At 69.5% G+C, this 13370-nt stretch carries 16 protein-coding genes; 7 read left to right on the top strand and 9 right to left on the bottom strand.

Going from position 1 to position 13370, the window contains the following annotated elements; all coding sequences use genetic code 11:
- The first annotated feature begins 195 nt into the window (after positions 1-195).
- Positions 196-567 carry a hypothetical protein gene (locus Actob_RS42650; RefSeq protein WP_284917622.1) on the top strand — a complete coding sequence of 124 codons (372 nt, stop codon included), beginning with the start codon at positions 196-198 and terminating at the stop codon, positions 565-567.
- Here Actob_RS42650 and Actob_RS42645 read toward each other — a convergent pair.
- The 5 genes from Actob_RS42645 to Actob_RS42625 all read right to left on the bottom strand — a co-directional run bounded on the left by Actob_RS42645 (position 536) and on the right by Actob_RS42625 (position 5400).
- Positions 536-1129: a GNAT family N-acetyltransferase gene (locus Actob_RS42645; protein ID WP_284917621.1), complete on the bottom strand. Its 594-nt coding sequence runs from the start codon at positions 1127-1129 to the stop codon at positions 536-538. The two genes, Actob_RS42650 and Actob_RS42645, sit on opposite strands and share 32 nt — an antisense overlap.
- An 84-nt stretch (positions 1130-1213) precedes the next feature.
- On the bottom strand, positions 1214-1897 hold the full coding sequence (locus Actob_RS42640) for a hypothetical protein (protein WP_284917620.1): 684 nt from the start codon (positions 1895-1897) through the stop codon (positions 1214-1216).
- 60 nt (positions 1898-1957) lie between these two features.
- On the bottom strand, positions 1958-2560 hold the full coding sequence (locus Actob_RS42635) for a biotin transporter BioY (RefSeq protein WP_284917619.1): 603 nt from the start codon (positions 2558-2560) through the stop codon (positions 1958-1960).
- A gap of 146 nt (positions 2561-2706) precedes the next feature.
- Complete coding sequence (locus Actob_RS42630) at positions 2707-4626, bottom strand: M4 family metallopeptidase (protein ID WP_284917618.1); 1920 nt, start codon at positions 4624-4626, stop codon at positions 2707-2709.
- 174 nt (positions 4627-4800) lie between these two features.
- The gene (locus Actob_RS42625) at positions 4801-5400 is read right to left on the bottom strand and encodes a DNA mismatch repair protein MutL (protein ID WP_284917617.1); all 600 of its coding nucleotides are present in this window, start codon (positions 5398-5400) and stop codon (positions 4801-4803) included.
- A 36-nt stretch (positions 5401-5436) separates the two neighbouring features.
- On the opposite strand from Actob_RS42625, the gene Actob_RS42620 reads away from it, so the two are divergent.
- The 5 genes from Actob_RS42620 (at position 5437) to Actob_RS42600 (ending at position 10131) form a co-directional block, all read left to right on the top strand.
- Positions 5437-6123, top strand: a complete 687-nt coding sequence (locus Actob_RS42620) for a response regulator transcription factor (RefSeq protein ID WP_067690995.1) — start codon at positions 5437-5439, stop codon at positions 6121-6123.
- Positions 6120-7436: a HAMP domain-containing protein gene (locus tag Actob_RS42615; RefSeq protein WP_284917616.1), complete on the top strand. Its 1317-nt coding sequence runs from the start codon at positions 6120-6122 to the stop codon at positions 7434-7436. The genes Actob_RS42620 and Actob_RS42615 overlap by 4 nt, the downstream gene beginning before the upstream one ends.
- A gap of 92 nt (positions 7437-7528) precedes the next feature.
- Positions 7529-8341, top strand: a complete 813-nt coding sequence (locus Actob_RS42610) for a lytic polysaccharide monooxygenase (protein ID WP_284917615.1) — start codon at positions 7529-7531, stop codon at positions 8339-8341.
- Positions 8338-8937: a DUF305 domain-containing protein gene (locus Actob_RS42605; protein ID WP_284917614.1), complete on the top strand. Its 600-nt coding sequence runs from the start codon at positions 8338-8340 to the stop codon at positions 8935-8937. The genes Actob_RS42610 and Actob_RS42605 overlap by 4 nt, the downstream gene beginning before the upstream one ends.
- A 90-nt stretch (positions 8938-9027) precedes the next feature.
- On the top strand, positions 9028-10131 hold the full coding sequence (locus Actob_RS42600; RefSeq protein ID WP_284917613.1) for an outer membrane protein assembly factor BamB family protein: 1104 nt from the start codon (positions 9028-9030) through the stop codon (positions 10129-10131).
- 30 nt (positions 10132-10161) lie between these two features.
- Here Actob_RS42600 and Actob_RS42595 read toward each other — a convergent pair whose 3' ends face one another.
- Positions 10162-10941 (bottom strand): hypothetical protein, encoded by a 780-nt coding sequence (locus Actob_RS42595; RefSeq protein WP_284917612.1) that lies wholly within the window; start codon positions 10939-10941, stop codon positions 10162-10164.
- Positions 10942-11139: 198 nt separating this feature from the next.
- On the opposite strand from Actob_RS42595, the gene Actob_RS42590 reads away from it, so the two are divergent.
- Complete coding sequence (locus tag Actob_RS42590) at positions 11140-11979, top strand: phosphoribosylaminoimidazolesuccinocarboxamide synthase (protein WP_284917611.1); 840 nt, start codon at positions 11140-11142, stop codon at positions 11977-11979.
- 30 nt (positions 11980-12009) lie between these two features.
- Here the strand turns inward: Actob_RS42590 and Actob_RS42585 are convergent, their stop codons facing one another.
- The 3 genes from Actob_RS42585 to Actob_RS42575 all read right to left on the bottom strand — a co-directional run bounded on the left by Actob_RS42585 (position 12010) and on the right by Actob_RS42575 (position 13093).
- Entirely contained in the window at positions 12010-12312 is a 303-nt protein-coding gene (locus Actob_RS42585) for a DUF3040 domain-containing protein (protein ID WP_284917610.1), read from the bottom strand.
- Between the two features lie 311 nt (positions 12313-12623).
- Positions 12624-12809 carry a hypothetical protein gene (locus Actob_RS42580; RefSeq protein WP_284917609.1) on the bottom strand — a complete coding sequence of 62 codons (186 nt, stop codon included), beginning with the start codon at positions 12807-12809 and terminating at the stop codon, positions 12624-12626.
- Complete coding sequence (locus tag Actob_RS42575) at positions 12806-13093, bottom strand: hypothetical protein (RefSeq protein ID WP_229830402.1); 288 nt, start codon at positions 13091-13093, stop codon at positions 12806-12808. Before Actob_RS42575 ends, Actob_RS42580 begins: the two co-directional genes overlap by 4 nt.
- Between the last annotated feature and the right edge of the window lie 277 nt (positions 13094-13370).

Here is a 13370-nt window from a genome sequence, read left to right as displayed (position 1 = left end):
ACCGGCCAACGCGGGAGGGGCGGCCCGGTTACGCGCCTTGTGCTATTTCGGAGTTGCGAAAACCGTCAACTCTCTCGGTGCTGTCACCAGCATGCGAGCCGGCCGGGTGGCCAAGCCGGACATCATGTGCGACGGGTCCGGCGGTGAGTCGGTGACAGTCGATGTCGACGGAAGCGAGACATCGGAGGAAGCCGAATGCCGGACATGGATGTGGCCCTGAAGGATGCGATGCAGATCGACGGCGCGATCGGCGTCGCGCTGGTCGACCGCAGCAGCGGGATGGCGCTCGGCATCGCCGGTGGCGACCGGAATTTCGACCTGACCGTCGCGGCCGCCGCGAACACCGAGGTGGTGCGCGCCAAGCTGCGCACCATGGAGATGCTGGGGCTGCGCGAGAACATCGAGGACGTGCTGATCACCCTCGACACGCAGTACCACCTGATCCGGCCGCTCACCGGGCGTTCCGGGCAGGGCCTGTTCCTCTACCTGGCCCTGCACAAGGAGCGGGCCAACCTGGCGCTGGCCCGTCACCACCTCAAGCGGATTGAGGCGAACCTGGATATTTAGCGAAGTACTCCTCGGAGAGCATGGCGAAGTCGATCTCGGTGCTCCACTCGCCCTTGAACAGCTCGTTGTGCACCAGCCGGGCCTCCTGCCGCAGGCCGAGCCGGCGCAGCACCCTGGCGGACGGCTCGTTGCGCTCGTCGATCCGCCCGATGATCCGGTGCAGGCCCAGGTCCTCGAAGCCGAGCTTGAGCATCGCCTGGGCGGCCTCGGTGGCGTAGCCCTGACCGGCGTGGTCCGGGTGCAGCACGTAACCGATCTCGCCGCCGCGATGCTGGCGGCTGTGCCAGAACAGGATCACGTCGCCGGCCAGCTGCCCGGTCGCGGCGACCTCGATGCCCAGGGTCAGCGACTGCCCCTCGTCGGTGAGGGCCGTGGTGGCCCAGTGCGTCGCGAGTCGCTCGGTGATCACCTCGGGCGTCATCGGCTCGAACGGCACGTAACGGCAGACGTCGGGGCGGCTGCGGTAGGCCAGCAGCGCCTCGGCGTCGGCCTCGGTCAGCGGGCGCAGCAACAGGCGCTCGGTAGTGATGGGATAGGTCGGGCGCAGCTCGGTGGGCGACACGCGATCATAGTGCCATCACGTGTCGCGGTTAGCACGCCTGTTCGAGTTATCCACAGGCTGTGCGCACAGCCTGTGGGTTGCGCTTCACCGGCGTACGTCCGCGTACCGCAGCAGCGCCGCCACCCCGCCGTGCAGGTCGTGGTGCTCGGCCGGATCGACCATCCGGATCGACCCCTCGGCGGCGGTCAGCGCCCGCAGTATCGCGGCATCCGCACGGACCAGTGGCGGATGCCGGATCCCGGCCCGGTTCAACACCTCCGGATCATCGCTGAGCTGCAGCGGATCCGGCCCGATCCACAGCCGCTCGGTCGACGACGGGTCGTCGACCAGCAGCAGCGTGTCCACCTCTCCCCGCGACAGGTGGCTCACCACCTCGGCCAGGCCGTCCCGGAACTGGTCGGGCGCCGCGTCGTCCTCGGCGGCCCGCGCCAGCTGGACGACCATCGGCATCGCGTGCGGCAGCGGGTCGTACGCGGTGATCGCCCTGGGCGGCTCGGGCAGCGCCTGCCGCGTGATCACCTCGCCGGCCGTGGCGAACAGGGCGAACCCCTGCCGGCCCGGCACCTCCGGATGGTGGTCCAGGACGGCGTCCTCGAGCGCGTGCACGGTCGGTGGATCACAACCGGCGTCGGCCAGTGTGTCCCGTGCGGCGAACCAGCGGTCCTCGACCGCCCGCGCGGTGTCCCCGGTGTCCCGCGATGTGTCCAGGTATACCGAAGCCCATGGTCCGGGCCGTTCGTACAGTGGTCGCAGCAGATTCAGTCGCATGTCCGGTGGCCTCCCTGGGTCCCTCGCTGTCGTTCCGCGGGGTACCCCTGCCGGGGCGGCTCAACCAGCGCGTTTGCGGTCCAGCAGGAGCCAGGCGCCGGGCAGCAGGCCGATCGCCAGTGTCATCTTCAGGGCATCGCCCAGCAGGTAGGGGAACAGGCCCTGGCTGACCGCCTCGGGCACGTCCAGCGTGGTGGCCAGGGCCAGCCATGGCACGCCGCACAGGTAGATCAGCAGGTTGCCGATCAGCATCAGGCCGATCATGTGGCCCGGGCGGCGGTCCGCGCCGAGCGCGGCGAGCCGGCCGACCAGCGCCGCGGCGACGATGAAGCCGAGCAGGTAACCGCCTGTCGCGCCGGGCCAGCCGGAGCCGCCGTCGGCGAACCACGGGACGCCGAGGATCCCGGCCACCGCGTAGAGGACCATGCCGGCCACGCCGCGGCCGGGACCGAGCACCGCGCCGGCCAGCAGCACCGCGAAGGTCTGGCCGGTGATCGGCACCGGCGAGCCGGGCACCGGGAGGGCGAGCTGGGCGGCGAGGCCGACGGCTGCGGCGGCACCCACGGTCAGGACCACATCGCGTACGGCGGAACGGCCCCACACGTCGGCGAGCACCCCGGTCGGACGGCCGGGCACCACCGCCCCGAACACGTCAGTCACCATGTGCGACCTCCCGTCCTGCGTTGTCGGGAACCGTAAGCGCTGAAGATCACGGTCCGGCGTCACTGTGTCTCGGACCACATCGGACCGATTCCGGTATGCCGGGAGGGGCGCTGCCGCGGCAGCGCCCCTCGTACTCACCCCTCCGGTCAGAGAGTGAGCGTCCAGCTGTTGATGTAGCCGGTGTCCGAGGAGTAGACGTCCTGGACCTTCAGGCGCCAGGTGCCGTTCGCCGCCTCGCTGGACAGATCCTTGGTGTACGTCGTGGCGACGTTGTCGGCGCTGTCCGAGCCCGACGTGGCCTTCAGGTTGTAGACGCTGCCGTCCGGCGCGACCAGGTCGACCCGCAGGTCACCCCGGTAGGTGTGGACGATGTTCACCGCGATCGTCGAGGAGGACGAGGCGTTGCGGGCGCAGCCGCTGATCACGATGTCGCTGTAGACCGCCGAGCCGGCGTCCGGGATGGTGACGTCGGTGGTGTTGCTGGCGGTGCAGCCGGCCGGCGGCGGCGTGGTCGGGCCGGTGCTGCCACAGGTCGGGTCGGCGGACTGGGCCGGCACGTTCACCGCGTCCCAGGCGGCCTTGGTGGTGTTGAAGACGCCGCAGGTGCTGTCCAGGGCCTTGGCCGCGGTCAGCGTCCAGGTGCGGTACTTCAGGTACGACGAGCTGGAGGTCTTCATCAGCATCGCGTTGTACATGACCTTGATGGCGGTCTGGATGCCGACGCCGGTGATCGCGCCGGAGCCGGAGCACCGGGTGCTGGTGGGCTGGCCGTCGGTCGGGTTGGTGCCCTCGGCGAGCAGGTAGAACCAGTGGTTGCCGGGGCCGGCCGCGGCGTGCACCTCGTCGTTCGGGGTGCTGCTGGAGTAGCAGTTGTCGTCACCGGCGAGCGACGGGTTGTACATGTACCGGATCGGGCCGCTGCCGACCAGGTTGACCTCCTCGCCGACCTGGTAGTCGGCCGGGTCGTTGGGGTTGTTGGCGTACGCCTCGGTGGCCGCGCCGAACGTGTCGGCGACGAACTCCTGGGTGCCGCCGTTCGAGATGCCACCCGGGGTGTTGTCGTCGATGCCGTGGCCCAGCTCGTGCCCGACCACGTCGGCCGAGGAGATCCACTTACCGGCGGTGTTCTTGCCGATCTGGACCTGGCTGCCGTCGTAGTAGGCGTTCTGGTCGTTCAGGCCGACCCGGATCGGCCAGGCGCCACCGCTGCCGTTGAAGCCGTTGCGGCCCAGCCAGCCGGAGAGCATGGCCTTTTCCTTCTGCGCGACGTAGAACGCGTCGACGCAACCGGTCTCCCGGTCGGTGCCGGTGCCGTTGCCCCACACGTTGTCGGGGCCGCTGAAGGTCGTGTTGCCCGTGGCGTTCTGGCACTGCAGGGTGGTCATGTTCGGGTCACGCATGAGGTACGTGCTGCCGGAGAGCGTGGTGTCGATGCTGACCGAGCCGTTGATCCAGCCGGTGCCGGTGCCGGTCACGTCGGTCACGTGCTCGTAGGTGCGCAGCACCTTGCCGCTGGCCGCGTCCACGTCGACGGTGAGCCGGCTCGGACCCTGGGCGCTCGTGCCCCGGATGGTGGACTCCCAGGCCAGCGCCGGGGTTCCGGTGGTGGACAGGACGACCAGCTTGGTGCCCTCGACACCGCTCACCGACTTCAGCTCGCTCTTGGCGACCTTGAGGGAGTCGGCGGCGGTCAGGCGCGGGGTGGTGTTGACCGTGCCGAGCGGCGCGCTCTGCGCCACCGACGTGTACTTGACCTGGCCGGCCTTGTCGGTGACGACCACACCGTCTCCGCCGATCACCGGCAGACCCTTGTAGGTGCGGTCGAACGGGACGTACTGCAGCTTGTCGGTGGTGATCGCATCGTGCTGGACGAACGCCTCGTCGGCGGAGGCGTGCAGTGCCGCGGGCGGGGCCGCGAGCAGCTTGGAGGCGGCCTGCTCGGCGGCAGCCTCGGGCGAGGACGGCGGGGTGGGCTGCGCGGTCGCCGGTCCGGCGATCGCCACGGCCGCCGCGGCAGCCGCGGTTGCGGCGACCGTAGCGGCGACGACAGGGGTACGGGATTTCACGCACTGCTCCTTTCCCGCCCGGGGGGTTGGCGGGCGGGCTCAACCGTCCGTAGACGATGGGTCACACCTGGATGACTTGTGGTGTGACGTTAGGCATCGACGGACGTCACCGAATCAGGGAAAACCCTTGTGGTTTCTGAGCGGTGGCTGGGAGCGTGCTCTATTAGGAAACCTCTATGAACCGATCTCGCTGACCTCGGCGAACGGCGCGTTGTTCCACCAGATCGCGCGGATGATGAAGCTGTGCCCGGTCTCGTTGAAGTAGACCGCCATGTCGTCCGGCGAACTCTGCGTCTTCTCCACCGTGTAGCCGTCCGCGGGGGTCGCGGTGACCAGGGAGACCACGCCCGCGCCGGTCATCTTGACGACCGCCTGGCCGCCCTTGACGGTGAACGAGCGGACGTACACCTGCACGCCGTCGCCGCCGGTGGTGACGGTCCAGCCGTTCTCGACAGTGGCGGGCGTCGTCGGCGTGGCCGGCGCGGTCGGCGTCCTGGTCTCGGCCGGCGGGCTCGTCGTCTTCTTGCTCGGCTTCTTGGTGGGCTTCACCGTTTTGCCGGGAGTGGGCGACGTGGACGGCGGGGCCGGACGGGCCGGCGCGGCGGTGGGCTGCGCGGCGAACTCGGCGGCCGGCACCTGGTCGACGTCCGGCAGCGCGCCGACGTCCGCCCGCGCCGCGTTGAGCACCGGAAGCAGGGCGACCCAGGAGAGCACGATGCTGGTCGCGGTCGCGACGAACCACCCGGTTACCGGCACCCACCTGGAAGATCGCACGAGGCCATCCTCTCACCTGGTCCTATGCTGCACGCCATGGCGTTGATCCTGTTGGTCGAGGACGACCGCAACATCGCGGCCGCACTGACCCGTGCGCTGACCGATGCCGGGCACGTGGTGCGCCCGGTCGGCCAGGCCGCCCAAGCGCTGAAGATCGTCACCCAGGAGCGGCCCGATCTGGTCATCCTCGACCTCGGGCTGCCGGACATCGACGGCACCGACGCGCTGCGGATGATGCGCACGGTCTCCGACGTGCCGGTCATCGTGGCGACCGCCCGGCGCTCGGAGGCGGACATCATCGCACTGCTGAGCGCCGGTGCCGACGACTACGTGACCAAGCCGTTCTCCGGCGGCCACATCCTGGCCCGGATCTCGGCGGTGCTGCGCCGGGCGCGGACCACCACCGAGCAGGCGCCGAACGCGATCACCGTGGGTGAGCTGGTGATCAAGCCGCGGCAGCGCCGGGCGGAACTGCGCGGTGAGCCGCTGCAACTGACCCGGCGTGAGTTCGACGTGCTGGCGTACCTGGCCGAGCGGGTGGGTCAGGTGATCAGCCGGCGGGAGCTGATGAACCAGGTGTGGAACCAGGCGCGGATCGGCGAGGAGCAGACCATCGACGTGCACATCTCCTGGCTGCGCCGCAAGCTCGGGGAGACCGCCGCGAAACCGCGCTTCCTGCACACCGTCCGCGGCGTCGGCGTGATGATGGTCGATCCCCAGTGAGGTGGGCGCTCAACCGCCTGGCCCTGGCGATCACCTCGATGGTGGCGCTGGCCTTCCTGGTCCCGCTCGCCGTCGCGATCTGGCAGATCGCCCACGACAAGGCCATCTCGGAGGCGCGCCAGCAGGCCACCTCGATGGTCACCGTGCTCGGCGTGAACGCCGAACCGACAGCGCTGACCAACGCGGTGGCCAGCACCTCGGCCGGTAGCGCGGGGCTGCTCGCCGTACACCTGCCGGACCTGGCCCCGATCGGCACCTCGCACCTGCCGCGGGAGACCGTCGACCGGGCGGCGAAACAGCGCCGCTCGGCGACCGCTGCCGCCGAGGGCGGCGTCGCCTATCTGCAGCCGACAGTGCTCACCGACGGCCGGACCGTGGTGGTCGAGGTCTTCGTCACCGACGAGGAGATGCGGCGCGGCGTCTGGTCGGCCTGGCTGGCGCTCGGCGGGCTGGCCGTGGTGCTGGTCGGCGGCTCGACGCTGCTCGCCGACCGGCTCGGCGCCCAGTTGGTGCGCTCCACCCGGCAGCTCGCCGCCGCCACCCGCCGGCTCGGCGGTGGCGAGCTCAACGAGCGGATCGAGCCGACCGGGCCGCGCGAGCTGCGCGACGCCGCGCAGGCGTTCAACACCATGGCCGGGGACCTGCGCCGGTTGCTGGACCGCGAGCGCGAACTGGCCGCTGATCTCTCACACCGTTTGCGTACGCCGCTGACAGCGCTCCGCCTGGACGCCGAGGCCATCCCGCCGGGCCCGATCGCCGACCGGATGCGCGAGGCCTGTGACCTGCTCGACGAGGAGCTCGACGCGATCATCAACGGGGCCCGGCTGGGTGTCGAGGTGCGTGGCACCGAGCAGTGCGACCTGGTCGAGGTGCTCGCCGACCGGCTGGCCTTCTGGTCGGTGCTCGCCGAGGACCAGGAACGGCCCTGGGAGGTGGTCGGCGGGCACGAACCGGTGCCGGTGGCGATGCCGCAGAGCGAGATGATCCTGGTGGTCGACGCGATGCTGGGCAACGTCTTCTCGCACACCCCGGAGGGCGTCGCGTTCCGGGTCAGCGTCTCGTCGACCGGGCTGCTGGTGGACGACGCCGGGCCGGGGATCGCCGACCCGGCGGCCGCCGTGCAGCGCGGGTTCAGCGGTGCCGGATCGACCGGGCTGGGACTGGACATCGTGCGGCGAGCGGCGGACACCGTACGAGGGCAGTTGGTCGTCGGACGGAGCCCGTTGGGCGGAGCCCGCGTGGGCTTCCTTCTCACCTCGGCGGAAGATCCGCCCGCGGACGAGCCGCGGCGGCGGCGCCGGGCCCTTTCATAAGGGTTTTCGGTCGCCTTAAGGCTGCGTTATGGCAGCTCCTCATAACGTTCGGCGCGGTAACGAAGCCAGGACGAGATGTCTGGAGAACTGACATGCGCAGGAAGATCGCCTACCCACTGGCCACCCTCGGGATGGTCGGGTCGACCTTGGTGATCGCCTCACCGGCCCTGGCACACGGCTACGTCTCATCGCCGCCGAGCCGGCAGGCGCAGTGCGCCGCCGGCACCGTCGCGGACTGTGGCGCGATCCAGTTCGAGCCGCAGAGCGTCGAGGCACCGAAGGGCTCCAAGCAATGCAACGGTGGAAACGCCGGCTATCCGGTCTTGAACGACAACTCCAAGAGCTGGAAGCGCACTACCGTCGGTACCTCGGTCACCTTCAACTGGGTGCTGACCGCCCGGCACCGGACCGCGACCTGGGCCTACTACGTCGACGGTACCGAGGTCGCCACGTTCAACGACGGCAACGCGATCCCCGCGGCCACCGTGAGCCACCAGGTGGACCTCAGCAAGTACACCGGCAACCACACGGTCCTCGCGGTCTGGAACATCGGGGACACGGCGAACGCCTTCTACAGCTGCGTCGACCTGAACGTCGGTGGCAGCGGCTCGTCGAACTCGACGCCCACCGCCACGCCGACCACAGCGGCACCCACCACCGCGCCGACGACCGCGCCCGCAACGACCGCGCCCACCGCGACCGCTACCACCGCGGCGCCGACGGCAACCGCAACCAGCTCCGGCGGTTCGTCGGCGACCGGCACCGCGTGGGCGCCCGGCGTGAGCTACCGGACCGGTGACGTGGTGACCTACGACGGTGTCACCTACCGGTGCCGGCAGGCGCACACCTCGATCCACAGCTGGGAGCCGTCCGTGTTCACCCTCGCCCTCTGGCTGCCGCTGTGAAGCGCCTGGTAGCGGTCCTCCTGACGGCGCCTCTGCTGCTCGGCGCGTGCGGCACCGCGGCGTCTCCCACGCCGTCGTCGTCGGCTGCGGCTCCCGCGGTCAAGAACGTCGCCGAGATCACCGCCGGGTCGACCTTCAACGACCGGGACGTGATGTTCCTGCAGATGCTGGTGGACCACCAGCAGCAGGGCCTGGCGATGGCCGCGATCGGCGCGCAGCGGGCCAACCGGGCCGACGTGGCCGACCTGGCCAAGGCGGTGTCGCTGACCGAGACCGATGAGCTGACCATGATGAAGAACTGGCTCACCGAGTGGGGCAAGCCCACCTCGGTCGACAAGCGGGTCAGCGTGCACGCCGACCACGGCGGCCTGCCGAGCACCACCGACGCCGAGATCAACTCGTTGAAGACGGTGAAGAGGAAGGACTTCGAGACGGCCTTCCTCAACCTCTTCCTGGCACACCAGCACAACGCCGTGGAGATGGCCCAGCTCGAACTGGACAAGGGCGCGAACGAGCAGACCAAGCAGTTCGCGGAGCGGGTCAAGCAGTCCCGCGCCGACCAGGTCCAGCAGATGCTTCACCTGCTGAACGGCTGATCTTCTTTCGCCTCTCCTTTTCGCCTCTTCTTTGGCGCGGATGGCCTGGCCTGGCGGGCGGGCCATCCGTTTTTTCCCTATTCTTGGTATATGCCCGCACGTCGTCGTGTCGCTGCCGTCCTGTCGTCGCTGCTTCTGGGCCTGCCGGTCCCGTTGTGGGATCACCCCGGTTATGACGCGGAGGACAGCCACTTCAACCCGCACGCGACGATCACCGTCGGCTCGCTGACGAAGGCGTGGTCCGCCAACCTGCGCCAGGTGGACGAGAGCTGCTCCGGCTTCTCCGCCCCGATCGTCGCCGCCGACCAGGTCTTCGTGACCGACCGCGAGGGCGTCTCCAGCTACGGCGTCGACTCAGGCGATCTGCGGTTGCGCTTCACCTGGGACGACGCCATGGACAACAGCACCCCGCGGATGGCCGTCGCCGGCAACCTGCTGATCCTCGCCAACGGCGGCTGCAACTCCCAGAGCGACCCGGACGGCCAGCTCACCGCCCTCGACTTCTACGGCCGGACCCGCTGGAAGCTGCGCCTGGACCCACCGATCGACACGGTCGTCGTCGACAAGGGCGTGGTCCTGGTCTCCGGCTGGTCCCCGTCCGACTTCGAGCAGGTCGCCGCTTACCGGGTCACCGACGGTCACCCGTTGTGGAGCAGGCAGGGCTACGCCTCGAGCGGCGTCTCCGCCGACGGCCTGGTCCCCTTGCAGAAGACCGACGGCTCCGGCGTCCCGGCCGGCGAAACCACCGCTGTCGACATCGTCACCGGCAAGCCGCGCTGGACCCGCCCGGCCTCCTGGCAGGTGGCGGCCGCCAGCCCGGCGTTCGGCCGTTTCTACGCCACCGACACGTCCGGTGCCCTGGCCGCCTTGAACGCCGGCACCGGCGCGGTCCTCTGGTCCACTCCGGGCAAGGCCACCTCGCTGATGGCCACCGACGGGCCCCGCCTCTATCTGGCTGCGGGCTCCGCGGTTTCCGCAGTGGACGCCGCTACCGGCCATGCCCTGTGGTCCCGCCGCCTGCCCGCCGCCGCTGTCCAGCCCACCTTGGCCGCCGGTCTGCTCTTCACCGGCGGCCCGGTACTGACCGCCTCCACCGGCAAGCCGACCGGCGTTGCCCTACCGGGTTCGGTGGTTGCGGCCGGTGGCCTGCTCTACCAGGTCGACGGCACCCACCTGACCGCCTACTCCTCTTGAGCCAGGCGATCGTCGCCCGGTCCCGATCCGTCACGAGGGGAGTAGGCGTCCGGATCCCGAGTCGGCGAAGGCGGCACCGTCCGGCCAGATCGCTCCCACCGCGGCGCTGTCCAGCAAGCCCATCAGGTCATCGGTGGGCCGCTGGGGAACCAGAACCGCGAGTTCGACCTCGAAGTCGAGGTAACGCCGGTAGTCGTAGAGTTGGCCGATCGCGAACCGTAGATAATCGCGTTCCGCCTTTGCCTTGACCTCGATCAGCACGTTGGCGAGCTGGTCGTAGAGGTCGACACGGAGCCTCGACGTTGGCGTCTCGATCGAGATCCCGCGAAGCCTGTCACCTCTGGGGTCGCGCCACGAGCGAAACCTCTCTCGGAGTACAGCTTCGCTCTGCTCAGCCTGCCTGGCGGCCTCCTTGGTGACCACCGCAACCGGTTCCACGCTCGGCAACTCCGGAGCGATGATGCGAATACCGGCGGCTTCGACGTGACTCGTCACCATGCCGTTGGTCAAGAGCGCCAACCGGGCACGAGCTTGAGCAACCGCGCGTTCCAGAGCCGCGCGGTTGCCACGGACCTCTTTCCAGCGTTCGAGCGGCTCGCCGGTAATGGGCTTCAAGCCCTTACCCGGGTTTTCGGTTCCGGCGAAGTTGCCTACCCGCCTGCTGATGGAAGCGGGACTACGCCCAAAGAGCGCGGCTATCTCGCGTACTTCGGCGTCCCGGATGCCGACCGTTCGGCCGCGACGCTGCCAGAGGTCGCCAACGATCACGTACTCATCGGTCAGCCACGGCAGCCGGTCGCGAGCGCCCACTTCTCAACCCCTGGGTTCGGCCGGTGCGCCGGCCGGATCGCGTGATCAATCCTCTGGACCTCGGCATCGGATCACGCGGTTCGCTTGCGCAGGGGCTAGGGGGCGTCGTCTCGTTGATCCTCGTCCAGCCCGGATATGTCACGGCCGGGTTCGATAGCGTGAAAGCGCACGCCTACCTGCCACATCTGAGGGGAACACGTGGAGCTGCTGCACTCCGGCAAGGTTCGGGACGTCTATGCGGACGGGGACGACCTGATCCTGGTCGCGTCCGATCGGATCTCGATCTATGACGTCATCCTGCCGACCGCCATCCCCGACAAAGGGAAGATCCTGACTCAGCTGTCGCTGTGGTGGTTCGACCAGCTCAGTGACGTGGTGCCGAACCACATCATCTCCTCCACCGACGTGCCGGACGAGTGGCAGGGGCGGGCCATCCGGTGTGAGCGGCTCGAGATGGTGAAGGTGGAGTGCATCGCGCGCGGGTATCTGGCCGGGTCCGGGCTCAAGGACTACCAGCGGGACGCGGCGATCTGTGGGGTGCCGCTGCCGCCGGGTCTGGTCGAGGGGTCGAAGCTGCCGGAGGCGATCTTCACGCCGACGACCAAGGAGGCGGTCGGTGCCGGGCACGACGCGCCGATGACCTTTGAGCAGGTGGTCGAGCAGGAGGGCAAGGACCAGGCCGAGGAGCTGCGGCGGATCACGCTGGAGATCTACCGTCGGGGATCCGAGATCGCGGCCGGGCGGGGGATCCTGATCGCGGACACCAAGATCGAGCTGGGGCTGAAGGACGGGGAGCTGAAGCTCGGGGACGAGGTGCTGACGCCGGACTCGTCGCGGTTCTGGGCGGCGGACGAGTGGCAGCCGGGTAGCGTGCAGCGGTACCTGGACAAGCAGGTGCTGCGGGACTGGGCGACCAACGAGAAGACCGACTGGGACCGGACGGAGCCGGGGCCGGAGCTGCCCGAGCACGTCGTCGAGGCGACCCGCAACCGGTACGTCGAGGTCTACGAGCGGCTGACCGGCGACCGCTGGCGCTGACGCACGGCGAGGCGGGCTCCGCCGAGGAGCTCAGGCCTCCGCGGTCGGGCGGCGGTCGGTCGACGACGGCCAGGACGGTGCATCCGTCGCCCGGCTGCGTTTGCGCATCAGCCAGGCGCCGTAACTCACCGCCAGCACCGCCTCCAGGGCGCCGGTCCAGCCACCGAAGAGCAGGCAGAGCGGGGCCACGGTCCACAGCAGAACCGCCAGGATCAACCAGCGCCGGCGTTGTCGGGCCTGCATCCTGTCGCACCGTCGTGCGAAGCCTGGGTCGGCATCTCGCAGCCGGGACACCATGCTGTCGAATTCCTGCTCATCCCGCGGCTCGAGCACGCCGGCCACCTCCGTTGCGCGGATGGACTGCTCGAAACTACCCCGTCCGAGGGCGTGTCAACCGCGAATGTCGCCAGACAGGCACCCGACCATCGACCCAGCGCGTCGGCGGGATCACGGATGGTCACCGCCGGGTCGGCGCGGCTCACCGGGTTGCGGATCTGGCTGGGGCCCTACGGTCCGCGGAGGCCCGAGCTGACCGGCGCCAGGCGGACGGCTTACCCGGTAGCGGGCGAGTTCGGATCGGTTCGGGGTGGCACGTCATGCCCCGAGCCCACGGCTGAAGCGCTCCGGGCGTACTCAAAAATGGTCTAACGGTGACTGGCGGCGGTCTGCTGCTCCGGCCAGTGGACGCTCATCTTGCAATCGCCGCAGGTGAGCTGCTCCCCGCAGGTCGGGCACCAGTCGTTGGTGCGGCGCAGGTACCAGCCCAGGGCGACGCCGGAGAAGAGGCTGAGCAAGCCGACGATGGCGGAGACCGTGACCGCGCCGGTCATGCCAGCGGCTTTCGACGGACCAGCCGGAGACCGCGGTTGTCGAGCGTCGGGTCGTCGTCGTCGCGGGACGTCACGTACGGCGCGGTGAACGTGTCGACGCCGGTGCCGCGGTGGGAGCCGGGCTTGTAGGTCACCGTGACGGCTCGGGGGGAGGCGGCCTCGATGACGCCGGCGCGCCAGCCGTCGCGGTAGACCCACACCGGGTCGGCCGGGCGGTAGCTCTCGGCGGGCGCCACGTCAGCCGGGTCGCGCTGTGGCGGAGTGACGGTCGGCGTGGATGTCATCCAGTTCGACATCACGGTGCCTCCAAGCTGTCGAGGCTGCGTCTGGGCCAGCAGGCAGCACCGAAGGCCCGCAACGGCCGAGCAGCCGAAGTTTTCGGCACGCTGCGTTAGCAGTCGGTACGCGTCTGTCAGCTATCATGCTCGTCATCAAGTGCGTCCGCAAGGCCGTCTGCACGTGCATCTGTTGTGCGCATCCGTCATGGCGGGACTACGCTTGACAAGGTTTCGCGGTAGACGATCTCCGCTTTAGGATGCACACGACTGCATTCCGGTAGTC

The sequence above is a fragment of the Actinoplanes oblitus genome (assembly GCF_030252345.1).
Lineage (GTDB): Bacteria > Actinomycetota > Actinomycetes > Mycobacteriales > Micromonosporaceae > Actinoplanes > Actinoplanes oblitus.
Note: the sequence above shows the minus strand (reverse complement) of the source record. Positions and strands in the feature narration are given on the sequence as shown.